This is a genomic window from Acinetobacter sp. ANC 5600 (assembly GCF_002018395.1).
GTDB classification, from domain to species: Bacteria; Pseudomonadota; Gammaproteobacteria; order Pseudomonadales; family Moraxellaceae; genus Acinetobacter; species Acinetobacter amyesii.
This window is the reverse complement of record NZ_MVKW01000003.1, coordinates 57,033-81,781: the sequence shown is the minus strand read 5'-3', so window position 1 is coordinate 81,781 and position 24,749 is coordinate 57,033. Positions and strand designations below refer to the sequence as shown.

General features: G+C 40.7%; 23 protein-coding genes and 1 other RNA gene. 14 read left to right on the top strand and 10 right to left on the bottom strand.

The features are described 5' to 3' along the window. Positions 1-132: 132 nt before the first annotated feature. On the top strand, positions 133-1,332 hold the full coding sequence (locus B1201_RS07305; RefSeq protein ID WP_228144770.1) for a YncE family protein: 1,200 nt from the start codon (positions 133-135) through the stop codon (positions 1,330-1,332). 86 nt (positions 1,333-1,418) lie between these two features. Next, entirely contained in the window at positions 1,419-1,883 is a 465-nt protein-coding gene (locus B1201_RS07300; protein ID WP_078192942.1) for a hypothetical protein, read from the top strand. A 153-nt stretch (positions 1,884-2,036) separates the two neighbouring features. Here B1201_RS07300 and ssrS read toward each other — a convergent pair. From ssrS to B1201_RS07285, 3 genes are all read right to left on the bottom strand, one after another. Further along, positions 2,037-2,219, bottom strand: a non-coding RNA gene (ssrS, locus tag B1201_RS07295) — 6S RNA. Positions 2,220-2,318: 99 nt separating this feature from the next. Then, entirely contained in the window at positions 2,319-2,606 is a 288-nt protein-coding gene (locus tag B1201_RS07290) for a cell division protein ZapA (protein ID WP_078192941.1), read from the bottom strand. 2 nt (positions 2,607-2,608) lie between these two features. Next, a complete protein-coding gene (locus tag B1201_RS07285) occupies positions 2,609-3,160 on the bottom strand; it encodes a hypothetical protein (RefSeq protein ID WP_078192940.1) in 552 nt (183 codons plus the stop codon). A gap of 64 nt (positions 3,161-3,224) precedes the next feature. On the opposite strand from B1201_RS07285, the gene B1201_RS07280 reads away from it, so the two are divergent. The 3 genes from B1201_RS07280 (at position 3,225) to B1201_RS07270 (ending at position 6,673) form a co-directional block, all read left to right on the top strand. Further along, the gene (locus B1201_RS07280; protein ID WP_078192939.1) at positions 3,225-3,842 is read left to right on the top strand and encodes a UPF0149 family protein; all 618 of its coding nucleotides are present in this window, start codon (positions 3,225-3,227) and stop codon (positions 3,840-3,842) included. Positions 3,843-3,973: 131 nt separating this feature from the next. Beyond that, positions 3,974-5,308 carry a Xaa-Pro aminopeptidase gene (gene pepP / locus B1201_RS07275; RefSeq protein WP_078192938.1) on the top strand — a complete coding sequence of 445 codons (1,335 nt, stop codon included), beginning with the start codon at positions 3,974-3,976 and terminating at the stop codon, positions 5,306-5,308. 189 nt (positions 5,309-5,497) lie between these two features. Further along, positions 5,498-6,673, top strand: a complete 1,176-nt coding sequence (locus B1201_RS07270) for a tetratricopeptide repeat protein (protein WP_078192937.1) — start codon at positions 5,498-5,500, stop codon at positions 6,671-6,673. A gap of 183 nt (positions 6,674-6,856) precedes the next feature. On the opposite strand, the gene B1201_RS16950 is transcribed toward B1201_RS07270, so the two are convergent. Both B1201_RS16950 and B1201_RS16945 read right to left on the bottom strand, forming a co-directional pair. Further along, on the bottom strand, positions 6,857-7,000 hold the full coding sequence (locus B1201_RS16950; protein WP_171263759.1) for a hypothetical protein: 144 nt from the start codon (positions 6,998-7,000) through the stop codon (positions 6,857-6,859). A 246-nt stretch (positions 7,001-7,246) separates the two neighbouring features. Continuing rightward, positions 7,247-7,411 carry a hypothetical protein gene (locus B1201_RS16945; RefSeq protein WP_171263758.1) on the bottom strand — a complete coding sequence of 55 codons (165 nt, stop codon included), beginning with the start codon at positions 7,409-7,411 and terminating at the stop codon, positions 7,247-7,249. Between the two features lie 348 nt (positions 7,412-7,759). On the opposite strand from B1201_RS16945, the gene B1201_RS07265 reads away from it, so the two are divergent. The 3 genes from B1201_RS07265 to B1201_RS07255 all read left to right on the top strand — a co-directional run bounded on the left by B1201_RS07265 (position 7,760) and on the right by B1201_RS07255 (position 10,632). Beyond that, positions 7,760-8,968 (top strand): FAD-dependent monooxygenase, encoded by a 1,209-nt coding sequence (locus tag B1201_RS07265; RefSeq protein WP_078192936.1) that lies wholly within the window; start codon positions 7,760-7,762, stop codon positions 8,966-8,968. Beyond that, positions 8,965-10,209: an FAD-dependent monooxygenase gene (locus tag B1201_RS07260; protein ID WP_078192935.1), complete on the top strand. Its 1,245-nt coding sequence runs from the start codon at positions 8,965-8,967 to the stop codon at positions 10,207-10,209. Before B1201_RS07265 ends, B1201_RS07260 begins: the two co-directional genes overlap by 4 nt. Before the next feature lie 174 nt (positions 10,210-10,383). Beyond that, entirely contained in the window at positions 10,384-10,632 is a 249-nt protein-coding gene (locus B1201_RS07255) for a hypothetical protein (RefSeq protein ID WP_078192934.1), read from the top strand. Positions 10,633-10,764: 132 nt separating this feature from the next. On the opposite strand, the gene B1201_RS07250 is transcribed toward B1201_RS07255, so the two are convergent. Next, entirely contained in the window at positions 10,765-11,187 is a 423-nt protein-coding gene (locus B1201_RS07250; protein WP_078193292.1) for a hypothetical protein, read from the bottom strand. 103 nt (positions 11,188-11,290) lie between these two features. Next, positions 11,291-12,133, bottom strand: coding sequence for a 16S rRNA (cytidine(1402)-2'-O)-methyltransferase (gene rsmI / locus B1201_RS07245; RefSeq protein ID WP_078189168.1), 843 nt, complete (start codon positions 12,131-12,133; stop codon positions 11,291-11,293). A gap of 10 nt (positions 12,134-12,143) precedes the next feature. Between rsmI and B1201_RS07240 the strand changes: the two genes are divergently transcribed. Genes B1201_RS07240 through B1201_RS07225 form a run of 4 tightly spaced genes read left to right on the top strand, consistent with a single transcriptional unit; the run spans position 12,144 to position 15,199 of the window. After that, complete coding sequence (locus B1201_RS07240) at positions 12,144-13,088, top strand: penicillin-binding protein activator (RefSeq protein ID WP_078192933.1); 945 nt, start codon at positions 12,144-12,146, stop codon at positions 13,086-13,088. A 46-nt stretch (positions 13,089-13,134) separates the two neighbouring features. Next, the gene (locus tag B1201_RS07235; protein WP_078193291.1) at positions 13,135-13,542 is read left to right on the top strand and encodes a YraN family protein; all 408 of its coding nucleotides are present in this window, start codon (positions 13,135-13,137) and stop codon (positions 13,540-13,542) included. A gap of 60 nt (positions 13,543-13,602) precedes the next feature. After that, positions 13,603-14,301, top strand: a complete 699-nt coding sequence (locus B1201_RS07230; protein ID WP_078192932.1) for a BON domain-containing protein — start codon at positions 13,603-13,605, stop codon at positions 14,299-14,301. A gap of 25 nt (positions 14,302-14,326) precedes the next feature. Further along, complete coding sequence (locus B1201_RS07225) at positions 14,327-15,199, top strand: alpha/beta hydrolase (protein WP_143221677.1); 873 nt, start codon at positions 14,327-14,329, stop codon at positions 15,197-15,199. Positions 15,200-15,283: 84 nt separating this feature from the next. Here the strand turns inward: B1201_RS07225 and nudC are convergent, their stop codons facing one another. The 3 genes from nudC to dnaQ all read right to left on the bottom strand — a co-directional run bounded on the left by nudC (position 15,284) and on the right by dnaQ (position 19,334). Beyond that, positions 15,284-16,057, bottom strand: a complete 774-nt coding sequence (gene nudC / locus B1201_RS07220; protein WP_078192931.1) for an NAD(+) diphosphatase — start codon at positions 16,055-16,057, stop codon at positions 15,284-15,286. After that, positions 16,057-17,703, bottom strand: coding sequence for a chemotaxis protein (locus B1201_RS07215; protein ID WP_078192930.1), 1,647 nt, complete (start codon positions 17,701-17,703; stop codon positions 16,057-16,059). The genes nudC and B1201_RS07215 overlap by 1 nt, the downstream gene beginning before the upstream one ends. A gap of 128 nt (positions 17,704-17,831) precedes the next feature. Beyond that, positions 17,832-19,334: a DNA polymerase III subunit epsilon gene (gene dnaQ / locus B1201_RS07210; RefSeq protein ID WP_078192929.1), complete on the bottom strand. Its 1,503-nt coding sequence runs from the start codon at positions 19,332-19,334 to the stop codon at positions 17,832-17,834. Between the two features lie 206 nt (positions 19,335-19,540). On the opposite strand from dnaQ, the gene B1201_RS07205 reads away from it, so the two are divergent. Both B1201_RS07205 and B1201_RS07200 read left to right on the top strand, forming a co-directional pair. Further along, positions 19,541-22,867 carry a LysM peptidoglycan-binding domain-containing protein gene (locus B1201_RS07205; protein ID WP_078192928.1) on the top strand — a complete coding sequence of 1,109 codons (3,327 nt, stop codon included), beginning with the start codon at positions 19,541-19,543 and terminating at the stop codon, positions 22,865-22,867. Between the two features lie 26 nt (positions 22,868-22,893). Next, positions 22,894-24,732: an extracellular solute-binding protein gene (locus B1201_RS07200; RefSeq protein ID WP_078192927.1), complete on the top strand. Its 1,839-nt coding sequence runs from the start codon at positions 22,894-22,896 to the stop codon at positions 24,730-24,732. Positions 24,733-24,749 lie beyond the last annotated feature (17 nt).

The window sequence follows — 24,749 nt, the reverse complement described above, 5'->3', positions numbered from 1 at the left end:
TATATTGAATAAGCTTTCTTTGCGCTTAAAAAGCGACACTTATCTAATGACGTAGCTCAAAAGGTATGCATAAAAACAAATCAATGGACAATAAAAATGAAAAAGAATCTCTGGATCAGGACACTTCTTTGTATGACGGTTGCGGTGTCGCCACTTACTTTCGCCGCGACAACCACTGCACCAATTCCACCCAATAGCCAGCAAGTCTTTTTTGTCGGCAATAATTGGGATGGTACGGTTACAGTCATCAATCCTGCAAAAAACTATCAGAAAGTTGGTGTCATCAATATGGTGCCCGACAAAAAAGAACGGCTCACTGAAATTTACCTTAACCCAGTAAAATTGATCGCCTATAGCTATATTCGTAATACAGCAGGAGAGGGAAATGATCAATTGGTCGATGACATGTATTCCACACCAGATGGCAAATCGGTAGTTGCATCACGCCCAAGTTTTGCAGATGTAGTCTCGATTAACATAGCAACAGGAAAAATCAATTGGCGCACACCCGTTGAGGGATTTCGAGCAGACCATATGGCGGTTTCACCCGATGGGCAACAAGTTGCTGTTTCAGCATCTTCAGGAAATGTCGTACATATACTCGATATCAACACAGGCAAGGAGCTCGGGCGCTTTGCCACAGGAGATAAGCCACATGAAAATATTTACTTTGATGGTGGCACAAAAATTCTTAACTCAGCCATAGGTAATGTCGAAACCTCAATGGATGCAGCGTGGCAGGATTTCACTAAAGGCAAACGCTATATCACCATTGCCGATGCTAATAATTTTAAAGTCTTGAAGAAAATTGATTTTCGTCCTGCATTGGATGCCTTTGGTCGTAAAGACCTATCAAACGCTGTGCGTCCAATTGTGTTTAGCAAAGATGAATCCAAAATCTATGCGCAAGTCTCATTTTTTAATGGCTTGGTCGAATATGATCTCAATCAAGGCAAAGTCACACGCATTGCACAGCTTCCGGGAAGTACAACTATTCCCTCTGATCGCACGAAATGGGTAAATGACTCACGCCATCATGGGCTTTCGATCAGTGGAGATGGTGAAAAACTATGTGTTGCAGGAACGATGGATGATTATGCCACCATCGTCGATCGTAAAACTTTGACCGTGGCGAAATTGATTGCTGCAGGCAAACCGTATTGGGCAACGCAAAGCCCAGATGGTAAACGCTGTGTAATTTCTGAAAGTGCGACAGATGCAGTAACCGTGATCGATTTCGCGACAGGTGAAAAAGTCATCACTGTGCCTGTTGGCAATCACCCACAGCGCGTTCGTTTAGGTTATGCACCAGCAGGATGGGGCAGTCAGTAAAACAGTTTAATTCAAAAGAAAATGGAAAAATCAGAGTCAAATCGGCTCTGAATTTTTTTAATTGAAGAACATTTAGAGATTGAATCATGTATAAGAAATGGATTGTTATCGGGTTAGTGGTTGGCTTGATTTTATTGTTGATGATTCAGTTATTAAAACCAAAGCAGCAGGAGGTTCATGAACAGCTACCGTTAGATCAACAAAAAGTGACTGAAACACGTTCTGAGCGAACTACAGAAAATGTATTGCAGCATTCAAGTTCTAATTCCAAACAATCAATACTCGACAGTGAAACGCACTCTGAGCTATTACAGCAACGTGAACAGGTATATCAACAATTTCAGCAAATAAATACGCTGATGAGTCAGGGACAGCAGCCGAATCAAAATCAAGTACTCGCTCTACTCGAGCAACAATATAACTTGGTTAAAAAAGGCGTCGTGAAATTGGATGAAGCCATTTCATCAATTCAATATTTACGACAAATACTTCCTGAAATGGACAGAGCTTTGGATAGACAGTTAGCTAAACTGGAACAACTCAAAAAATGAATTAGCTTGAATAAATAAACTTTTAAACTAACTAAACATAAATGAAATAATTATGGTGAAGAACAAAAGTAGAGGGGCACGAAAATAGAATAGTAAATTAAAAAATGTTTTTTAAATCAAATGCTTGTAATTTAAATCAGGATTTGGAAAATAAACACTCCGAAGATGCCGCTGCAAATGTCGTGACCCTGAACCCGATGAGTTCAAGGTGGACGCGACGTACACTCGCTGGGTTTCCCACTCGAGGAGGGCATACGCTCAGAATATACAGAACACATCCATAAGTTTAAGTATCGGCAGGGGATTAGACCTAGCTGGCGAACACCTCAGAGATGTGCTCAGTATAACGAATTCAGCGTTATTGGCAAATCACCAAACACTGACAAAGTGTTTAAAATGAAGCAATCGGGCAAAGTATAATCACTAAACCACCGATTAATCAGTCAATTCTTCAACTTGTTCCAAAATATTTTGCAACAAAAGTTCGCAGTTTGCATATTCTTGCAAACTCTTATTCATTGACAAGACTTCTTGCATTAATTCAAGTGCGACCATAATGATCAGCTTACTCGGTTCCATACGTGGTGCTTTACGACGAAATTCATCGTATTTGTCATTCAGTAATTGTGCTGCGCGTTCTAAATCGGTTTGTTGGTCAGAAGTCGTTGCTAAACGGAAACTATGACCTAGAACTTTTAAATCAACTGCAATTTGTTCACTCATGATCAAACTTCCTCATTACTTTCAGTCGGATGTGCCAATTGTTGAATTTCTTGCGCATGTTGATCTTGAGCTGTACCTAAAATAGCTAAACGTTGAATAATCGCTTCAACTTTTGCTTTGGCATGTTCATTTTTTTGCAATAAACGTTCACGTTCTTGCTGCAAACCTTGAATTTCTTGTTGAGCATGACGCTGTTCATTTTGCATCTTTTCTTTAACGATACGTAGCTCATTACGTTCTGCCAAAATTTCTTGAAAACGATTTTTTAGATCAGTACAGCTTTTTTCAAGACGGCTATATCGGTCAGCCAAAGCAGTTGCATCAGTATTCAGCTGTTGAAGTTGAGCACGTGAATCAGTTAATTGCTCATTCAGCGTATCAATTTCTTCTTGTTTGGAGGTGATAATACCGTTCTTATGTACAATTTGAGCATGATGGTGCTCATCAGACGAGTTTTTCTCATCTTGTAGGGCATTATTTTCGCTTTCAAATTGCGCCAGTCGCTTTTTTAAAACGCTAATATGCGCTTGGAGACGCTGTAATTCTTCTAACATAACGTAGTCGCACAGTCTTGCAAACAAAGGTAATATATACGAAGTATAGAGATTGGATAAGCGAATGCAAGACGATATTTCAGGTTGGTCAGATTGGTCCCAGAATTTTTCTAAAATTGAAGAAATTTCAAGCCCAAGTGAGTTACATGGTCTACTCACTGGTATAGTTTGTGTGTCACAACCCCCGACTCGTGAAGAGTGGCAACAAATTTTAGCAACGCTTGATGTAGCTGAATTAGACGAAGATGCGGTGGCATTGTTGACTGAAGAAGCAGAAGATGTAGCTCATTCACTTTCAGATGATGAACTCGACTATCTTCCTTTATTACCAGATGATGATCACTTGCTAGGTGAGCGTGTGCAAGCCTTGGCAGATTGGTGTGCAGGTGTTGTTCTTGGTTTTGGTTTGGCGGCAGGTCATCTGCGCACCAATGAACAAGAATTGATTGAGCATTTACAGGATGTCGCTTCAGTAGAATTTGAAGATTCAGATGATGATGAAGAAGGTGAAGAAAGCTATCAGGAATTATACGAATTTGTTCGTTTAATCCCAGTGAGCCTGTCTATGGGACGTACCAAAGTTGATGTTTCAGAAACACCGTTGCTACAACTGAGCGCTAAAAATTCATCGGCTCAAGTGGGTAATGTGGTTGAAATGTTCACCCCACATCGTCCAAGCTAAGGCATTAATTTTGCTTATATCTATGTGAGGTATTACGTGTTTTTATACATGCCTCACATAGATTGAGAGATTCATATTCAATTGAATCAAAATTTAAACAATATCAGCCAGCAGGTATAAGAAGTATTTAAATGAAGAAATTAACTCAAGCGGATTTTCAAGAACGTCGAGACATCCTTGCGGGTGAAATGGGACTACGTAGTATTGCAATTATTGCCACGAGCAAAGAAGCCATGCGTAATCGCGACGCAGATTATAAATTTCGAGCTGATAGTAGTTTCTTTTATTTAACAGGTTTTGCTGAACCTGAAGCGGTTGCAGTGATTGAAACTTTTGATACGGAAGAAGAAGGTTATAGCTACAGTTTATTCTGCCGTGAACGTGACCGTGAAATGGAAATTTGGAATGGCTACCGTGCGGGTGTAGATGGGGCAGTAGATGATTATGAAGCCGATGAAGCTTATGCAATTGATTTGCTTGATGAAGAAATTTTAGAAAAATTACAAAATAAAGATAAATTATTCTATCGAATAGGTCAGCAAGCTGATTTCGATGCACGTGTGGCGCAGTGGATTGCAACAGCGAGTGGTGAATCACGCAAAGGTGCGAGTGCGCCTGCACAAGTGATTCAGCTTGATCGTATTATTGATGAAATGCGTCTGCACAAGTCTGATGATGAACTTGAATTGATGCAGATTGCTTCGGATATTTCAGCAGAAGCGCATACTCGTGCCATGCAAACGGTTAAACCGGGCATGATGGAATATGCACTAGAAGCAGAACTGAATTATGTCTTTGGTAAAAATGGCTGTGTGCCTTCCTATAACAGCATTGTCGGCGGCGGTGAAAATGGCTGTATTTTGCACTATGTGGAAAATGACAAAGAACTCAAAGATGGTGATTTGGTACTGATTGATGCAGCATGTGAATATCAGCTGTATGCCTCAGACATTACCCGTACTTTCCCAGTCAACGGTAAATTCAGCCCTGAACAAAAAGCACTTTATAATATCGTACTTGATGCACAAATTGCGGCGATTGATGCGGTGCGTATCGGCAACTCTTATAAAGAACCACATAACGTTGCAGTGCGTATTTTAGTTCAAGGTTTATTGGATCTTGGCATTATGCAAGGAGATATTGACGAAATCATCGCAAAAGAAAGTTATCGCCAATTCTATATGCATGGTACGGGTCATTGGCTTGGTATGGATGTGCATGACGTCGGTTCATACAAACAAGACGGTGAATGGCGTGCCTATGAAGAAGGTATGGTTGTGACTGTTGAGCCTGGTCTTTATATTGCGCCAGATGATGAAACAGTGGATGTAAAATGGCGTGGTATCGGTATTCGTATTGAAGATGATGTGGCTGTAACTAAAGCAGGTCCACGTGTTTTAACAGCTGCAGTGGTGAAATCTGTAGAAGACATTGAAGTGCTGATGGCGAAAGCGAAAGCCGCTTAAGTTAATATAGTAATTAAAAAAGCCGGTCAGATGATCGGCTTTTTTTATCTACAAGCAGTCTTATAAATACTAGTCACATAGACAAGTGTAATTAACAATGGAGTTGATTTTATGATGTTAAGTTTTTACAAAAACTAGATATAAGTCTTTTTAAATTAATCGTATAAATTTTTTATTTTAATCATAATTATGGGCGTTAGAAAAGCTGGGGTGGTTATTCCCTTTAATGGCAATCAACAGAATATTGAAAGACTGATAAATGATTGGCTGGTTTATTTTGAAGAAAACTCAAAATCTGCATTAGATATAGAGTGGCTGACGGATCATATTGTTTGTATCAATAGTGCCGGATTAGCACATTTTGCTTTTACTGAACCTGAAAAATGGAGCAGTTTGCTGAGCAGTCAGTTGCCGATGAAATGGATGATCTTCTTTGATTTTGCAGACACAAATTCAAGCTATAGCTATGCGCTTTATAAAGAGGGTGCAGAAATCAGATGTGTCATTCAAGCGGAAGAAGAGGAACTTTACATGGATGGAGAAAGACAAGATTTTGAAAAGGAATGGTTAAACTTTTCAACAAGGTATTTATACGAATATGTTGAAAATGGCAAAGTTCAAAAAAAATGGACGACTGATTTAAACAGTTTAAAAGAAGAAATCAATGAAGATTTGGAAAGCTATTATCAGTATTATTATTTTAGCGAAAAGGATCATTTAATTTATCATACTCAATTGGTTCGGCAGTTATTGATTGAACTCTTTAAAAACTATGTCGGTTTTGAAATCTTTGATAGTGATTATAATCCAGTAAAGAAAATAAAGTTTAAGTATAACAATCAGCGTACTTATGATGATTATTTGAGTTTAGCCTCAAGAGGGGATATTGCAGCCCAAATTAAATTGGGTGAAATGTATGAAACGGGATGCGGCGTCGAAAAAAATGATGTTACAGCACAAGGATGGTATCAAAAAGCGGCTGATCAGGGGGATGATGCGGCGATGCTGAAGTTAGCGGTGCTGTTGTTCAGAAAACCATGTAAAACAGAGGTTCATATCGCTTTAGCTCTGCTGAATCAGTCAGTGGAAAAGGGAAATATAAACGCAAGAACGGCCCTTGCTGAAATATATGAAAAGGGCGAAATTCTTGATCAAGATTATAATCTAGCTATGAACTTGTACAAGCAATCGGCAAAACAAGGCTGTGCAATTGCTCCCTATAAAATTGGCTTAATGTATGAGCTAGGCAACGGCGCAGCTCAAGATTTTAAGATGGCGAAACGCTGGTATCACCAAGCGGCGAATGCTTTTAATCAAGATGCAGAAATTCGATTGCGGAAATTAATCCAGCATTTTAATGCTTAAGCCATTCATTTAAATTATTCCGTATTAAGGAGATCATTTCTGTCATTTATGTTCTATATCTCTATCTATTGCTATGAAAATAAATTGAATGCATGAGCGCAATATTTTGACCAAATCATGGAAAATATTAAATAAATATAAAAAAGCCGATCATTAGATCGGCTTTTTAACTTCATTCAAACATTAAGATTTTTGTAAAAAATCAGTCGCTAATTTTAAAAACTCTTCCGGTTTTTCATATACGGCCAAATGTCCTGTTGCCAGTTCAGCATATTCAGCATGTGAAATCAGATCTATAGCATATTTGACCAATACACTCGGGGGCATATAATCATAATTACAGCCATTCACTAATGTTTGTTTGTTGATTTTTTTTTCGCTGGCTCAGTCATATCGGTATGAATCTACAACTCAGCTTGGTGGGTAAATCTTTCTCAATTATTGGTTTGCAGCGTATTTTCTAAGGTTTGCGCCATAGTATTTTCACACCATGCCAAGGTAAAGTTGGCGCTAAAACCTGTTTGAATAATAGTGCTCGACATCGCTTTAGAGTTGCTCTGTACCTAACTCAAATTAAAGCTTGGTACGTGCATCAACTTTAGGATAAGGCGCCAATAACACAACAAAAATTACATATTCTGGATATTCTGCTGCGGAATATATCCAGAAAATGTTGTGTAATGAAAAGCTCATTAAACCGAATGGTGTAACATAATTGGTTTTTGCAGCTGCAATCACTTATTCAACTAATTGAGCAATGGCTAAAGGCAGATCATCAGGTAGTTAGCTTGATATCGTCCTTTTGAATGCATCAAAACATGACATGTTCAAATGACGCTGATTTACGCAAATGATGGCTCATACTGATGGACTCAGCCATTTTTATTGTGATTTTCTCTTTTTTAAAGATCAATATTTACGGCAAGAGATGATTAATTTTGTATTTAATCAGTGCAAATACCTGCAACTAATTTGTATTTCATTATAAAAAATCATGCCCTTGATGTAAGATAAAATTCATTACAGATTATATGTATTTCGAGTGAATGTCCTAAATTCGAATACTTGATAAAAAAGGAAACAAGCATGCAGCAAGAAGTCATCATAGTTGGTGGTGGTATGGTCGGTTTAAGTCTGGCACTCATGTTGGCCAAAGACAAAATTGGCGTAAAACTTTTAGAAGCCATTAAATACCCCAATTATGATGATGCAAACCTTGAGCCTTATCACTCGAGTTTTGATGCACGAAACAGCGCCTTGTCACGCCGTACGGTGCAAATTTATCAAGAACTAGGCCTCTGGGATTCTTTGCAGGAACACGCCACACCTATTTTAGAAGTGAATATTACCGAGCAAGGAAGTTTTGGTAAGGCAAGACTCAAAGCAGAACAAGAAAAAGTCGAAAGCTTTGGACAAGTTATTGAAAATGCATGGTTAGGCCGTGTGCTGCTCACAGAAGTCAAAAAACAACAATTCATTGAATTAATTGACGGCGTACAAGTGACTTCGCTGACGCAGGATGCAGACCATGCCTATATTGAAGCAAAGCGTGCTGAAGAACAGCTCAAACTACAATCTAAAATTGTGATTGCCGCCGATGGCCGTGATTCATTCTGCCGTAAAGCCTTAGGTATTGGCGCATCGGTGCATGATTATGACCAAGTGGCGATTGTCACTACAGTACAAACCTCTAAACCGCATGGTCATGTCGGTTTCGAGCGTTTTAGTCCGCTTGGTCCGCTAGCGCTGCTGCCACTTCCAGGTGAATACCGTCGCTCAGTGGTTTGGCCTGTTCCCAAAGGAACTGAAGGCGAGTGGATGGGTGATGAAAATGATCAGCACTTCTTAGATGCTTTACAAGAAACCTATGGTGACCGTGCCGGTAAATTCCAAAAAACTGGTAAACGTTTCAGCTTCCCATTGTCGCAAGTACTTGCAGAGAAACAAGCAGTTGGACGTGTAGTGTTGATGGGAAATGCAGCACATACCATTCATCCAGTGGCAGGTCAGGGCTTCAATCTTTGTATGCGCGATGCTTATGTACTACGCCGTTATTTAAAAGAGCAAGTTGAAAAAAATGCAGATCTGGGTGATGCAGCTATGTTGCTTGATTATGAAAAATCGCGCCTGACCGATCAGCAGCGGGTGATTAAATTCTGTGATTCAGTTGTTCGTGGTTTTAGTAACCAGAATCCATTTTTAAAATTGATTCGCAATACTGGATTAGTTGCCTTTGACACCATTCCGGGGATTAAGCCTTTGGTCGCGAATTATGCAATGGGGCTAAAAGCATGAGTTTAAATCATACAGATGTACTGGATGCCGTGATTGTCGGCGGCGGCTTGGTCGGTGGCTTAACGGCATTGTTATTGGCGCAGGGCGGTGTGCAGGCTACGGTATTGGATGCGGCACCTATTTTGGATGCAGAAAAAACCAAAAGTGTTGTGAATCCTCGAGTTTTGGCGCTCAGTCAAGCCACCATTCATTTACTCAAGACTGTGGGCGTTTGGGAAAAGCTTGCCCGTCAGCAGCCTTATACTGGTATGCAGGTGTGGAATAAAAATGGCTATGGAGAAATCAATTTTGGTCATGTTGCAGACCAAACACCATCAGTTGAGCAAGCTTTAGGTTCAATGGTTGAACCAAGCATATTGAATTTAGCCATTCAAGAAAAAATGCTAGAACAACTCGAAGACTACCGAACCCAAGTCAAGGTCAGTCGTGTTGAGCGCGGCGTTGGTGTGTGGATCATTCACCTCGCAGATGGTACCCAGCTCAAAACAAAACTGGTGATAGGTGCAGATGGTGCAAACTCATTTGTCCGTGAGCAAGCTTTCATCGATCTAGATGTGCTGGACTATAAACAAGCCGGTGTGAGCTGTGCAATTAAAACCGCCCAACCGCATCAGCATGTAGCGCGTCAAATTTTCTTAGAAACTGGGCCTTTGGCATTTTTGCCGATGGCGAGTCTGAAAAAAGAGGAAAGCGGTTATTGGCAATCCATTGTGTGGACCTTACCAGATGATTACGCCGATGAATATGTGGCTTTATCCGATGCTGAATTTAATGCGTTGCTCACTCGAGAAAGTCATCACATGCTCGGTGAAGTCTTAGAAGCAACTCCGCGTGCTAAATTTCCATTGAAGGCACGAGCTGCGCAGCAATATGTGCATGATGGTCTGGCGTTGATTGGTGATGCGGCCCATGTGATTCATCCGCTTGCAGGACAAGGCGTGAATATTGGTTGTTTAGATGCAGCGGTGCTTTGCGATGTGCTTTTGACCGATAAAAAACGAGGTGTGTGGGCACATGAACAAAGTTTGAAGCGCTATGAGCACCGCCGTAAAGGGCAAAACGATGCCATGATGCATAGTATGTCCGCGATTGGTTGGTTAGAAACCACCACTTTTTCACCTGTGGTGTGGGCGCGAAACTTTGGTTTAAAACAAGTGGAAAATCAGACTGTTCTAAAAGATGCGTTTATGGCTCAAGCCAATGGTCTGAGTATTTTAAAAGATACAATCTACGCAGCTTAGGTCAAAGTCAGATATTTTTTAGACAGTCGTATAAACAAGGTTACGATTTTGATTAAAAAAGATACGATTTTTTGATTGTGGGTACTAGTCGAAATGCTCAGAGATTGCTAAATTTCTGTTAATTTAAAACCAGCCATTCGCTGGCAAACAGAAGTCATTCGCGGGGAGAACACAATGACTGATATGAACGATTATGATGATCCAGAAGATTCAGTAGTTGATGAAGATGAAGCACAAGCAGCTGAAAAAGGTGCAGGTGACGCAGCTGATTCTGCCTCTGATGATGACACCTCTGAAGCTGAAACATTAACAGTGACTGCAAAACTAAAACAACGTCAGGCGCTTGAAGATGAAGTTGCTGCGTTCTTAGCGCGTGGTGGTCGTATTACCGAAGTCCCTCCAGACGAATCGGCAAAAGATTAAAATGAAAAAACACCACGTCATGTGGTGTTTTTTTTGCTTCATTCGCTTGTGCGATGATGAACGTCATTCATTTTTTAACTCTGTAGCATGTTTGCTCAAGAAGTTAAGACGTTAATAAGATGTGAAGTCGCTTCAAGCCGTCTTTGGCTTCATATATTTACGGCTGATCGCGTAAATAGGATAAAACACAAAATGCAGTAAAAGCAAAAACATACAATTGATAATGAATGCAGCAATATACGGCGGTGCATGCATGGCCGCCACAGCAGCGACAAAAGATTGAAAAAGTAATACCGCACTCAAAACGACATAAGCCCAATAGCGATGCCTATCCCAAAATTGGCTCAGTTTCAGTAAATTACCGACTACAAAATAGAGGGAACAATATCCACAGACCATCGCAATCGCGCTATGATCGGCAGTCATTTGCTCGCCATTAATATAGTGCGGATAGGGTTGAATGCCCGTATAAACAATATGTGCAAGGGCCGTGAGCCAAACCAGATTAAAGAGAATGAACACCAGCGGTTTTTTGACAGACAGATTTATGGACATGTTATAAGCAACTTTTTTCATTCTATTTAAATTATTGTATGGGATAGCTTATGGAACCCGTAGGTCCCATAAGTGGTTCAAATTAAAAATAAAAAAATTAAGCTTAATCGTTCGCTTGGGTTAACTCTAAAGCACGTTGATAGGCCACTTTCTTTTTAATCCCAGTTAAATCTGCAGCCAACTGAGAGGCAGCTTTAACGGACAAATCTTGAAGTAAACGCGTCAGCAATTTGTCTAACTTTTCTTGCTCTAGGTCTTTTTCTTCGGTCGCACCACCAATTACCAAAACGATTTCGCCTTTTTGCTGATTGTGATCAGATTCGACAAAATGAACCAACTCACCCAAAGACATTTTTTTAATGGTTTCAAATGTTTTGGTAATTTCACGTGCAAAGCCCACAGGACGATCGGCACCAAAGACATTCGACATATCTTTTAGGCAATCCACAATACGGTGCGGCGCTTCATAAATAATCATGGTTTGAGTTTCGTCTTTCAGTTTTTCGAGTGCTAAAAGACGTTGTGACTGTTTAGAAGGTAAAAAGCCTTCGAAACTAAAACGGTCACTGGGTAGGCCGACAGCACTGAGAGCTGCAATGGCAGCACAGGCACCCGGCACAGGAATGACACGAATATTTTTTTCTTGTGCAGCACGAACCAGTTTAAAGCCAGGGTCACTGATTAATGGCGTGCCTGCATCACTGATCAGCGCCATATTTTCACCCTTTTCGAGGCGTTCAATCAGCTGGTCTATTTTGTTGCTTTCGTTATGGTCGTGGCAGGCGGTTAAAGGCGTATTGATACTAAAATGTTTAAGTAATTGTGCTGAAGTTCGTGTATCCTCGGCGGCAATAATTTTAACCGACTTCAATACCTCAATTGCACGATAACTAATATCATCTAAGTGCCCGATTGGAGTTGCAACAACAAATAACTGAGCACTCATAGGTTTCTCCATGTTGGATAATAAGAACAAAATTTTGGGTCTTTGCCTTTTAAGCAGTCTGTTTACTGCTGCACAGGCAGACGTCTTGGTCATTCTACCTGAATCTGGCCCTATGGCGCGAGCCGCATCCAGTATTAAGCAAGGTTTCAATAGCGCATATCAATCGTCAGACTACAAAGTGCCCATTAAGTTTGTAGATTCAAATCAAAAGCAAATAGCAACGATATTGAAGCAACAGGTCAATAAAAAAACTCAATTGGTGATTGGTCCTTTAGCACGCCAAGATGTTGAAGCACTTGTAAAAGCAAAGCCTAAAGTCCGCGTGTTGGCTTTAAATGAAACGACGAGCCAAATTCCAAACGTCTGGCAGTACAGTTTATCGAAACGGGATGATGCCCTAGCACTCCAAAAAGTCTTCGAAAAAGACAAATTAGCGCAAGTGTTAGTGTTACGTCAGCCTGCAACTGAGGCAGAACATGAATTATTGCTCATGTCCTTAATCAGCCAAAGTTCAGTGCCGATTCAAGTGGTTGAACAGCTCCCAACGAAGCTGGACAAAAATCAAGGGGTACTATTGCTGGGCAATAATGAATGGTTAAACAGTCAAAAAAAACTACCTAAAGCAAAACTATATACCGTTGCCAATGCGATTGAAGCCACAAAGCCCATTCCTATAGGGCTGAAATTTTGTGATGCACCTGCATTGCATGACGCGCGTTGGCCTGACCTGATCCGAGCTTATGAGGAAAACCCAGTAGATATGCCATATCAACGTCTTTTAGCTTTTGGTGGGGACACATGGCATATCGCAAAACAATATTTGCAAGAACCGAAATTAAAAAGCATTGAGTTTCAGGGGCGAACAGGGCTAATCAAAATTAGTCAAAATAATATTCAGCGTGTTCCTCACTGCTATGAGCGAAGTAAAAAAGGCATCGTGGCGATCTCACTTTAGGGATGAAACGATGCAGCTAAACTTAGAGCAGATGAATTTGGGACAGATGAATCTGGGACAGTGGGCAGAACAGCAAGCGCTACGTTTGGTTGAGCAGCAAGGCTATGTACAGGTGCAACAGAATTATCATAGTCGTTATGGTGAAATTGATTTGATCGTCACACGTGGTCAAGAATTGGTGTTTATCGAAGTTAAAGCTCGTTCGCATACCCGTTATGCCCAAGCCATCGAAAGTATCTCAATTCACAAACAACGTAAGATGATGAAGACTGCGTTGCATTTTTTAAATGAACAGTCACATTTTCAAAATTATTATTGTCGCTTTGATGCAATTTGTTTTGATTTTTATCAACACTTTGCAAAAACACTACAGCAAGACTTTTCTAAATACCCGTATCATCAGCAATGGATTGAAAATGCTTTTACTTTTGATCAAGAGTTGATTAATCTTTGATAAAACAAACTGTGTAAACGCATAGAAAAATACGTGTGGAAATTTGAGGAGTCGTGCTGAGTGGTTAAGCGTATTGCAATAACGATGCTTTGTGTCGCAAGTTTATCTGGCTGTGCGAGTTTTATTTCGAATGGAACAGGATCAGCACCTGTAGGAACTGAAAGCGGCGCACGCTCATTGGGACAAGTTTTTATTGACTCTTCCATTGTTCGAACAGCAAAAATTAACTTATATAAATTAGATACTCGTTTTAAACAGTCACGTGTCAATATTGAAAGTTTTCATGGCAATGTCTTATTGACTGGGCAAGTGCCAGATAATCATTTAAAAGAATTGGCAGAAGAAAATGTCCGTTCAATGAGTGATGTCAAAACTGTACATAACTATATTACAGTGGGTAATCAGATCAGCTATAGCACCATCATGCAAGATACTGCGGTCACTGCGAATACCCGTGGTTTGATTATGAAAGCGCCTGTGGTATCTGACAGCAAAGTACACATTCATACTGAAGATGCTGTTCTTTATGTGATGGGCCGTTTAAACAGTGCGGAAATCACAGACTTAAATCAAATCTTGCAACAAGTGGGTAATGTAACGCGAATTGTCACTTTAATCGATAATATTGATCAGAACCCAAATCCACAGGCACGTTCGATTAACTCTAGTTACACCACACCTGCTGTAGGTAATGTGCAACCTGAAGTACAAACGCCTGTAGCGATAGATCCGGATGCTGTCGATCCAAATGCTCAATAAAATGTCGGAAATGATGCTGTAAAATATGAATCAATGGTCTCTGCGGCTTCAGCAAAAAATGGATTTGGCTAAATCTTTATACCGAAATTTTCGGTTATATGATTTTGGCAGTTATGCATTAAATCGACTGACACCCAAACAAGGATATCATGTTCAACACAATATCCCTTATGGTCTAAAAGCGCGCCATCGCCTAGATTTGTATCGCACGTCAGCACCTCGTCAGCAACGTCCACTCATCGTGTTTGTACATGGTGGAGCGTGGATGCATGGTGACAAAAAGGATTATGGATTCATTGGTGAAGCTTTTGCCAAAGAAGGTTTCGATGTTGCTGTCATCAATTACCATCTCGCACCTGAATATATTTTTCCGGCTTCAATTGATGATCTTAGCCTTGCATTAAACTATTTGACGCAGTCTCAGCATAAGTTGCAGATTGAAGTGGAAAATGTGGTGTTAATGGGACATTCGGCAGGGGCATTTAATGTCATGTCTGCACTGTATCATCCGACACCTTATCAGCTACAAGTGAAAGAGAATATTCGTGCAATCGTGGGTTTGGCAGGGCCATATCATTTTGATTATAAAGGTGATCCGATTTGTGCAGATGCCTTTGATCAAAATGTACCGTATCAACAAGTGATGCCGTATTATTTTGTTGAGCACAATCAAGTGAAGCATTATCTATTCACTGCGGATAAAGACAATATCGTTGGCCATAGCAATAGTGAAGATTTTGATCGTCGATTAAAAGCCTCAGGCAACCATAGTCAATTGATTCAAATCCCTCGTGTTGGGCACATTACGATGATTGGTTCAATTTCGAGTCTATTTAGTCGCTTCTTTAAAACCAAAGCTGAAATCATGCGTGTACTCGATGAAATTAGTCCACCTTAATGTCTTTGGTTAAATGATTGAGAATAAAAACCGCCAAGTATGGCGGTTTTTTTATTGCATGATTTATTTACTAAAAATAGCTACTTATAACCATGCTTCGGTGTCATCTGCAACAGCAGACCCATGGATGACATGCATAATCATCGAATGGGCGATACTTCCTTTGAACGGAATTTCAGGTAATGCATCAAATTTAAAGAAAGCCGCATCACTTATTTCTTCTTCTTGTAATTGAAGCTCACCTGAAGCATATTCTGCTTTAAAGGCGATCATTAAATTACTTGGGAAAGGCCAAGGTTGGCTTGCCAAATATTGAATATTTTTGACCTTCAGCCCAACTTCTTCTTCAGTTTCACGACGAACTGCTTCTTCTAAAGTTTCACCGACTTCAACAAAACCTGCGATCAGTCCATACATAGCACGGACATTTTTTGCATTTTTTGCCAATAAAATTTCATCTTCACCACGGGTAATGACGGTAATGACACAAGGATTGACACGAGGGTATTGGTGATATCCGCAAGCGGGACAAACCATAGCATATTCTGTGGCGTGGACTTGAGTTGCAGTACCGCAGTGGCTACAAAATTTATGATTACGGCGCCATTCTAAGAGTTGAATAGCACGGCTGGCTTGTTCAAATTGCTGAACATTCCAAAGTTGTAAAAGCTGACGAATAGGGATGAGTTGTAAGCCTTCAGGAATTGGCTCATTTTCAAGTAGATCACGGGCAATCACTCGATCACCCGTGCCAATATTTAAATCACTTGCGAGTTGTTCAACTTCGGGAAGTTGAAAGTTTTCATCGACTAGCAATTGCTGTTGTTTGAAGATATACGCAAGTGATAATTTAGACATTAGGCCGCTGCTGATTTCAGTTTTTCGCTACTGTCCAATGCTACCTTAAACATGCCCTGTAAAACAGGTTGTTTGTTCTTTAAATTGTCAATCAACATATCTGCGCTTGCCAATGAATCTAATGCTTGATTCACTTCATTTGCTTCAATGGCTGTTGAAGATTCAACTCGTTTCAAAATGAATTGAGCTGTTGAATTCAGCGCATTTTGAGCTGCATCTGCATTGAGGAACAACATTGCACCACCAATTTCACGGAATTGAGTTGCAGTCGCTTCAAGTTGTGTCAAATCTTGGTTTTGTAAATACTGAACCAAAGATTGGCTAGCAGCATCAATTAAAACCTTGGTCTCATTTAACAGAGCAGCGTGTGCTTCATCTAAACGGTCGAGTGAAATATTCATATTATTCACACGAAGTTGTAAGCGGCTAGAAGTGTGATGACGCTCAAGCACACCAATCGAGTTCATGGCAGACAAGATATTGTTCATCAACTGCTGGGCAAAGCTTTCATCTTGTAAAATCTCAGCATTACCTAATGACGCAGCTTGACGCGACAGGTCGTTATACGCTTCATTTAAGTTCAAGACTTTGAAAATATTTGCCAATTCGTTCAATTTCGCTTGAAGTTCTTGGGTTTTTTCAGGCGTCATATTTTGATAGTTAAATTCAATATCATTACGAATTTGCGTCATTTCAGTCGTAACCAATTCACCAATGGTATGCATGGTGTCGAAGTCAGGACCATATAAATGACGACTGAAAACTTGCAATTGGGTGTCGGTAAGAAGGTCTTCACCGATATTTAACTTGCCACGAATATGATGAGAAATGTCATCTTCTTGGCTAATGTTTAGACTTAAGACATTGGCTAAATCAGAAATGGATGCTTTAAAGCGCTCAGTTCCTGCAAAATATTGAGCCATATTGCGTTCAATGCTCACCAAAGTACGTAAACGAGCATCGGTAATCAAGATTTGATCAATTTGATTAAACGCAACAAAAACCAAGTTCCAATATTGTTTGCTTGGATGTTTGTCTGAAAGACCTGCTAAATACGCACCGACCAATTTAATCGCTTGCAAATCCAGCTCAGTTTCTTCTTGTTTAATCAATTTATTCAAAGCCAACTTATACAGCCGGTGAACGTATTTTGATTTTTCAAGTGCAGGAGCTTGAGGTAAGTCAAAGTCAGGGGTAATACAATCGAGTAGGGACTCAATGTGTTGGCCTTCCGACGTTAAAGGTTTACCTAAAGACAGTTCTAGACGATTCAGACTGTCGAGTAGGAACTGTGGAATTTTAACTTCACGTAGGCAGATAAATTCGATATAGCGTTTCAGCATGGTCGTGCCTTCGCTCAGTGCGATGACATCTTGAGTGTTAATTTGCGCAGGATTCCCCATGATCTTGCGCATTAACTCTGCTGAATATTGAGCGATTTTTGCCAAACTTGGCATATCAACTAAAGCTAGTACTTGAGCACATTGTTCAAATTGAATCAGTGCATCATCAATCCCGAAAGGTAAAGTTTGATCTTCAACTAAGGTGCTGACTGCTGATTCGACTAACTTGATTGAGTTATCAACCTCATTTTTTATTATCAGCAAAGCCGTTGGATCAAAATGGATAGAGGTTTGGTAAGACATGTATCTGCACCTTTCCTAGATGTTTTATCTTGTTTATTAACCGCCCCTTAAGGCGGTCCATGTTTATGGTTTTACTATAGCGTATGTAAGAATTGTTTATATACAAAAAGTAACACGAAATTTAGATTTTATTTCGCAAAAAGGCAAGGTGTACCATGTTTTTCTTCAAATTGTTTGACCCATGTCTCATGGGCTTCAAGTTCATCTGCTGAAGGTAAAATCACAGGTAATTCTATTTCAACAGCGGCGCGGGTTTGCGAACCATCTTCATTTTGCGAGTGGGTCAGTGCATCGATATCAAAGGAAACCTGACCGCCCGTCATTGCTAGGTATACGTCAGACAGGATTTCCGCATCGAGTAAGGCACCATGGAAAGTACGGTCACGTTGTGGAATTTCGTAACGACGCACTAATGCATCGAGTGAGTTTTTCTGGCCTGGATGCTTGGCTTTGGCCATAGCCAAGGTATCGGTAACTTCGCAAACTTCAGATAAGGCCACAAAACCGGCACGTTTGAACTCCATATCAAGGAAGTTCATATCGAAGGTTGCGTTATGCGCAATGATTTCTGCGCCTTTTAGATAGTCAAATAAGACATCAGCAATTTCAGCATACAGTGGTTTGTCTTTTAGAAAGTCATCACTGATTCCGTGAATATTTTCAGATTCACCGACAGGTTTTTGCGGGTTGATATAAATATGAATTGAGCTACCGGTCAGTTTACGGTTAATCATTTCCACTGCACCGACTTCAATAATACGGTCGCCATCTTGGAAATAGAAACCTGTGGTTTCCGTATCCAAAATTAATTGTCGTGGGCCAGATACATCGACGGTTGCTGGTGTAATGACAATCATTGGATGGATTTCAGCAGCTTGCTTAGACTGTATAGGGGCAGCTTCATTCAACGTTGATGCCGTGTTTATTGCTTGTTGTTCTATCGTAATGTCATCAATCTGCTCTGCATTGATCGCTGTGTAAGTAGTCATTTCACGTGACGGAGCAATTTCTAGCGGCTGAGCAATTGAAGTTTCCTGACTTGAAGCTTCAACAATGCTGTCATTTGCAATCATAGCTTCTTCAGAGATTTCTTCTGCTTCATCCTCGCTATCAGCAAATTCAAGTCCAAATGGATCATTTAATAGCCAGTCAGGTTCAGCTTTTTTTTTAGGTGCTTCAGCTGTAGATGATGCCGCTTGTTTGATGTGTTCGAGGGTTTTTTCAGCGCCTAGATTGGCCAATTGATCGGCCATTTCATTTCCCGGATGGCCTGCATGCCCTTTAATCCAGTTCCATTCAATTTCCCGACCCTGACAAGTTGCATCCAGTAATTTCCACAAATCTGGATTTTTAACATCTTTCCAGTTTTTCTTTTTCCAACCATGTATCCACTCGGTAATGCCTTGTTTGACATAGTTAGAGTCTGTCCAAATAATCAGTTTTGCATCGGACGGACAGTGTTGAATACCTTCAATTGCAGCAGTCAATTCCATACGGTTATTGGTGGTTTCAGCTTCGCCGCCGCAGAGTTTTTCTTCTCCAGTTTCACGGATGATATAGGCCCCCCAACCCCCTAAGCCAGGGTTGCCTTTACATGCACCATCAACATAAAGCGTGATTGTTTGAGACATAAATCAAATCCGGAGAAAAACAAGCATTCAGAACCGTATATTGTATAACGCAAATGACAGAGAGAAATCCATTTCTGGCGATTTTTTTAATTTCTTGTAACATTTATACTGAAATAGCGTTAAATTAACGCCTTGTGTCTGTGTTCTGCTTCACTACAATGGCATATCTAAAAAATAAATTTTATATGAGTTGTCTGGATTTTTTTATGTATAAATCAACTGCGACTGTCTGGCAGCCTACGTTACCACAAATTTTTAAATTTACAGTCTTGGGTTCTGCGCTCGCAGCTCTTGGTCTGACGGGCTGTTCTTCATCGCAAACGACTAAGCAGAACTCAGCAAGTAAACAAGTTGGCTCAAACTTTCTCGATGCCAATAGTTTAGATTCACTCGAAGATTTACTTTCTGCAACAGACATGCGTGCCGTAGAAGGCGATCGCCTTTTAGTACTGAAGCATGGTGATGTCTGGAAGCGTATGACTGTGGGTTTCAAAATGGATTTGAACCACTGGGATACGCGAATTGAAGCGCAGCGTGGTTGGTTTATTTCACGTCAACCATATATTGATCGTTTAAGTGCGCGTGCGTCCCGTTATTTATATCACACGGTTAAAGAAGCAGAACGTCGTGGTTTGCCGACGGAGTTGGCGTTATTACCAGTGATTGAAAGTTCTTATGACCCAGCAGCAACCTCAAGTGCAGCCGCAGCAGGCTTATGGCAATTTATTCCAAGTACTGGACGTATTTACGGCTTAAAACAAACCTCAATGTATGATGGTCGTCGTGACGTAGTGGAATCAACGCGTGCAGCTTATGAGTTTTTAGGTGCGCTACATAACCAGTTCGGTTCGTGGGAATTGGCTTTGGCTGCATATAATGCAGGGCCGGGCCGCATTCAACAGGCGATTAACCGTAACCGTGCGGCAGGTTTGCCAACGGATTATTGGTCACTAAAACTGCCCCAAGAAACCATGAACTATGTCCCACGTTTCTTGGCTGTTGCTCAAATTATTAAAAATCCAAGTGCTTATGGCGTAAGTTTACCGCCAATTGCCAACCGTCCACACTTTCGTGAAGTGGCTGTAGGGCCTGCAAATTTAAATGAAATTGCATCTATTACCGGTTTAAGCCGTGCAGAACTCTATGCACTAAATCCCGGGCATCGTGGCGATGTGATTGACAGCAGTAGCCCAATGCGGATTTTAATTCCTGCGGATGTGAGTCCATCAGTCGATGCACGTTTGAAGAAATTACAATCAGGTGGTTCATCAGGTTATTGGGCAAGTAATTCAACTTATAACTTACCAAAAAATAATGTTGAAATAACACCGTCACGTGTTACTCCGCCGGAATTAAATAGTAAAACTATTCAGCCCGCTAAAGTGACGCCACCTACGCTTAAAACACAGCCGACAGTGACAGCTTCTGCCAAACCACCTGTAGTCGCTGCAACGGTTACGCCGAGTGTTCCATCAGGAACGAAAGGCAAAACGCCAATAGGATCATCTGCTTTGGCTGCTTTTGCATCGAATAGTGATATTCCAAGTGCGCCGCGTATTCCAGTCGCTGTAACACCTTCGACGCCTGTGAAAGCCGTGTCTGTCGAGCCACCACTCAGCGCAAATGAGCGTGAGCAAATCATGGCGGCTATTAAAGCTGAAGGTGAGACCAAAACAATAGATGAGGTATTAAAACCAGTAGCGACTAAAGCAGAACAAGAAGAAGTCGTTCAGGAAATTAAAGCTATTGCGCCGAAAGGCACTGAAATTGTCGATCCTTATGATGGCAAGATTAAGTTGACTGCGATTCAGACCAGTCAGTCAATTGCAGACCAACAAGGTAAAGAACTGACGAAAGGGTTCTCTTACCCGAAAAGCGTGGCTGAAAATACAGGTGCAGATTCCGAAGAAGCCAAACGCAACCAAGGTAAAAATGTCATTCGTACAGATTCTGAAATTGTAGTTGTACCACCTAAAGGTAAACGCAGTACTTATACAGTTTTGGCGGGCGACACATTAGCGTTGATCGCGATGAAAAATGGCGTGAATTGGCGTGATATTGCAGCTTGGAACCAAATTTCGCCAGATTCGACCTTGTATGTCGGTACGACCATCTATTTATATGATGCGAAACCGATTGTGCAAAATAATGAAGAATCGAAAGCTAAGCCTATCGCAGATAGCTATGTGGTGAAAGCAAATGACAGTCTTACAGCTGTTGCGAGTCAATTTGGTTTAAGTACGAAGCAACTCGCCGACTACAATGGTTTAACCACCACGAGTGGTTTATATGTTGGGCAGAAATTATCCTTAAAAGAACCGCCAGCATCTAAAGCAAAATTGGAAGCTGACAAGAAAGCAGCTCAAGTTGTCGAAAAATCTGCAAAAGTTCAAACCAAATCCTACACGGTAAAACGTGGTGAATATCTAAAACTCATTGCAGATCGTTATGCGCTGTCAAATCAAGAGTTGGCAGATTTAACAACTGGTTTAACGGCTGGCAGTAGCTTGATGGTGGGGCAAAAAATTAATGTGCCATTACAAGCTGTAGCAGAAGTTGAGAAGCTCGAAAGCAAAGTCGTGAATCGCATTGAAAATGTCAAAGTTGATCCTGCGTATAAAGTTGAAAGCTATAAAGTGCAGCGTGGTGATACGCTTTACAGTATTGCGACGCGGTCAAAAATCAGTTTGTCAGAATTGGCGAGTCTAAATGATATGTCGGTAAATAGTGGGCTGATGGCTGGGCAAAGCATTAAAGTTCCTGCAAGTTCAACTGTTCCTGATACATATGTGGTGCAGTCTGGCGATACACTGACAGGCATTGCTAGTCGCTATGATTTAGGCATGGACTATGTCGCAAATTTAAATGGTATAGAGCGTAGTTCTGGTCTACGGGTTGGGCAGAAATTAAAATTAACAGGTGATGTCGCACCGGTTAAAGTAGAAACCAAAGCTGAGGCGACCAAAATTGAAAGCAAAACCAATACACGAACGAATTCCGTTGATGCGACCGATATTCATGTGGTGAAATCAGGTGAAACATTGGGTGTGATTGCGAAGAAATATCATCTTCAATTACGTTATTTAGCTGAATTAAATGGCCTAAATACCAATAGTGCGATTCGTGTAGGGCAGCGTTTAAAAGTAGATGGTGAACTACCTGCTGATGTAGCTAGTAAAGCAACTGAAACCAAAAAAACGGAAGCTAAATCCTCTACGAGCAATGTGAAACCAACAAATACTGAAAGCTATACTGTGAAATCAGGCGAGTCTTTAAATTCGATTGCTAGTCGGACAGGTTTAACTGTGGCAGCATTGGCTGAATTAAATAACTTGAACCCCCGTGCAGGACTGCGTGTCGGTCAAAATTTACAAGTCCCTAAAACTATCAGTGAATACCGTATTAAACGCGGCGATACATTGATTGGTTTAGCAAGCCGTTATGGACTTGATACATCAAAACTTGCTGAAATGAATGATATACAACCGTCTGCTCAGTTACGTATTGGTGAAGTCATTAAAGTACCAAACTGAGTCCAAACATTAAGGAGTTAAGTTGAATGTATTCTGCTTCAACTTCGCGTTACGTGTTTGGTGTGACTTTGAGCATACTTTCAACAGGGGCGTGGGCTGCGTTGCAGACCACGCCTTTTCTTGCCATACATAGTAGCCCTCAATATCATCAATTACAGGCAATGCCCTATGCCAATCCTCTTGCCAATAAAGGGGGATATATCACGACCTCGAGTATTGGGAGTTTTGATAATTTAAACAGCATGAATGGAAAAGGGCGTTCTGTTGAAGGTATCAATTATCTTTTTGATAGCTTGATGAGTTCATCTTTAGATGAACCGGGTGTGATGTATCCATTGCTTGCCGAAAAGGTGACATTTGACCCGAAAAAAACTAATTTTGTTATTTTTCATTTAAACCCAAAAGCACGGTTTAGTGATGGTTCTGAACTCACTGCTGAAGACGTTAAATTTAGTTTTGATACCTTTCAAACTAAATCAAATCCAGGTCTACAAATGTACTTAGCGGATTTGGACAAAACAGATGTTTTATCTAAATATCAGGTGAGGATGAGTTTTAAATCTGGTCATAATACTGATATGCCCATGATTTTGGCGCAAATGCCGATTTATTCCAAAAAAGATTGGGCAAAAAAAGATTTTACTCAAATTACATTGCAGCCCATATTAGGCTCAGGCCCTTACACGATTGAGACGATCGATGCAGGTAGGAGTATTCGCTACAAGCGCAATCCTGAGTATTGGGGGCAGAACTTAGCCGTCAATCGTGGTCGCTATAATTTTAACCATCTGAAATATGTATATTATCGCAGCCCAGACATAGCCTTTGAAGGCTTTAAAGCAGGTCAATTTACGTTATATGAGGAAAAGACCGCACGTAATTGGGTGGGAGCGTACAATTTTCCTGCTTTTAAAGACGGTAAAATTGTCAAATATCGCTTTAAACATGAACGACCGATTCCGACAAAAAGTCTCGTATTTAATACCCGTCGTGCGCCATTTAGTGATATTCGTTTTCGACAAGCGTTAACCTATGCTTATGATTTTGAATGGCAAAATAAAGCATTATTTTATGGGCAGTATCAGCGTTTGCAGAGTTATTTTAGTAATAGTGTGCTAGAAGCGAAGGGGAAACCCTCTATCCAAGAGTTGGATATTTTAAAACCGATGTTATCGCAACTTGATCCTATTCAAAGACAGGGGGTCTTATCCGATTGGCAATATCCCGTTTCTGATGGCAGTGGATTTAATCGAAAAAATCTGCTGCATGCACGCCAACTGTTATTGAATGCGGGTTATCTTTATCAAGACGGCCGATTGGTGGATGCAAAATCTCGGCCTGTGAAATTCGAAATCTTGATTCAGCAACAAGATTTGCAGCGAACCTTAATGCCATTTATACGAAATTTGAAACGTTTAGGTATTCAGGTGCTATTGCGACAAGTCGATGGACCGCAATACACCGAGCGGATGCGAAATATTGACTTTGATATGATCGTGGATGAAATGCCTCAATCGCTCACTCCAGCGGGTGAGCAAGCTCAACTTTGGGGCAGTCAAGCAGCTGACCAAGTGGGTAATTATAATTACGCAGGGATTAAAAATCCTGTAATAGATCAGCTCATTCAACAGGTGATCAATGCTCCAAATCGGGAAGAATTGATTATTCGTACGCGTGTTTTAGACCGCCTGCTCAGAGCGGGTTATTATCAAATCCCAATGTTTGGGCAAAGTGAAAACTGGTTTGCGTATTGGAATATGTATCAACAGCCAAAAGTAAAACCAAAATTATCAACAGGTATTGATTATTGGTGGAGTAATGAAGCGCAATCGAAAAAAGTTGCAAACTATTTGAGCCAACAATAAATACTAATGAATGACAG

Coding starts and splice junctions, on each gene's coding strand:
- B1201_RS07305 (WP_228144770.1), top strand. CDS start 133: ATGACGGTTGCGGTGTCGCCACTTACTTTCGCCGCGACAACCACTGCA.
- B1201_RS07300 (WP_078192942.1), top strand. CDS start 1,419: ATGTATAAGAAATGGATTGTTATCGGGTTAGTGGTTGGCTTGATTTTA.
- B1201_RS07290 (WP_078192941.1), bottom strand. CDS start 2,606: ATGAGTGAACAAATTGCAGTTGATTTAAAAGTTCTAGGTCATAGTTTC.
- B1201_RS07285 (WP_078192940.1), bottom strand. CDS start 3,160: ATGTTAGAAGAATTACAGCGTCTCCAAGCGCATATTAGCGTTTTAAAA.
- B1201_RS07280 (WP_078192939.1), top strand. CDS start 3,225: ATGCAAGACGATATTTCAGGTTGGTCAGATTGGTCCCAGAATTTTTCT.
- pepP (WP_078192938.1), top strand. CDS start 3,974: ATGAAGAAATTAACTCAAGCGGATTTTCAAGAACGTCGAGACATCCTT.
- B1201_RS07270 (WP_078192937.1), top strand. CDS start 5,498: ATGGGCGTTAGAAAAGCTGGGGTGGTTATTCCCTTTAATGGCAATCAA.
- B1201_RS16950 (WP_171263759.1), bottom strand. CDS start 7,000: ATGCCCCCGAGTGTATTGGTCAAATATGCTATAGATCTGATTTCACAT.
- B1201_RS07265 (WP_078192936.1), top strand. CDS start 7,760: ATGCAGCAAGAAGTCATCATAGTTGGTGGTGGTATGGTCGGTTTAAGT.
- B1201_RS07260 (WP_078192935.1), top strand. CDS start 8,965: ATGAGTTTAAATCATACAGATGTACTGGATGCCGTGATTGTCGGCGGC.
- B1201_RS07255 (WP_078192934.1), top strand. CDS start 10,384: ATGACTGATATGAACGATTATGATGATCCAGAAGATTCAGTAGTTGAT.
- B1201_RS07250 (WP_078193292.1), bottom strand. CDS start 11,187: ATGTCCATAAATCTGTCTGTCAAAAAACCGCTGGTGTTCATTCTCTTT.
- rsmI (WP_078189168.1), bottom strand. CDS start 12,133: ATGAGTGCTCAGTTATTTGTTGTTGCAACTCCAATCGGGCACTTAGAT.
- B1201_RS07240 (WP_078192933.1), top strand. CDS start 12,144: ATGTTGGATAATAAGAACAAAATTTTGGGTCTTTGCCTTTTAAGCAGT.
- B1201_RS07235 (WP_078193291.1), top strand. CDS start 13,135: ATGAATCTGGGACAGTGGGCAGAACAGCAAGCGCTACGTTTGGTTGAG.
- B1201_RS07225 (WP_143221677.1), top strand. CDS start 14,327: ATGAATCAATGGTCTCTGCGGCTTCAGCAAAAAATGGATTTGGCTAAA.
- nudC (WP_078192931.1), bottom strand. CDS start 16,057: ATGTCTAAATTATCACTTGCGTATATCTTCAAACAACAGCAATTGCTA.
- B1201_RS07215 (WP_078192930.1), bottom strand. CDS start 17,703: ATGTCTTACCAAACCTCTATCCATTTTGATCCAACGGCTTTGCTGATA.
- dnaQ (WP_078192929.1), bottom strand. CDS start 19,334: ATGTCTCAAACAATCACGCTTTATGTTGATGGTGCATGTAAAGGCAAC.
- B1201_RS07205 (WP_078192928.1), top strand. CDS start 19,541: ATGTATAAATCAACTGCGACTGTCTGGCAGCCTACGTTACCACAAATT.
- B1201_RS07200 (WP_078192927.1), top strand. CDS start 22,894: ATGTATTCTGCTTCAACTTCGCGTTACGTGTTTGGTGTGACTTTGAGC.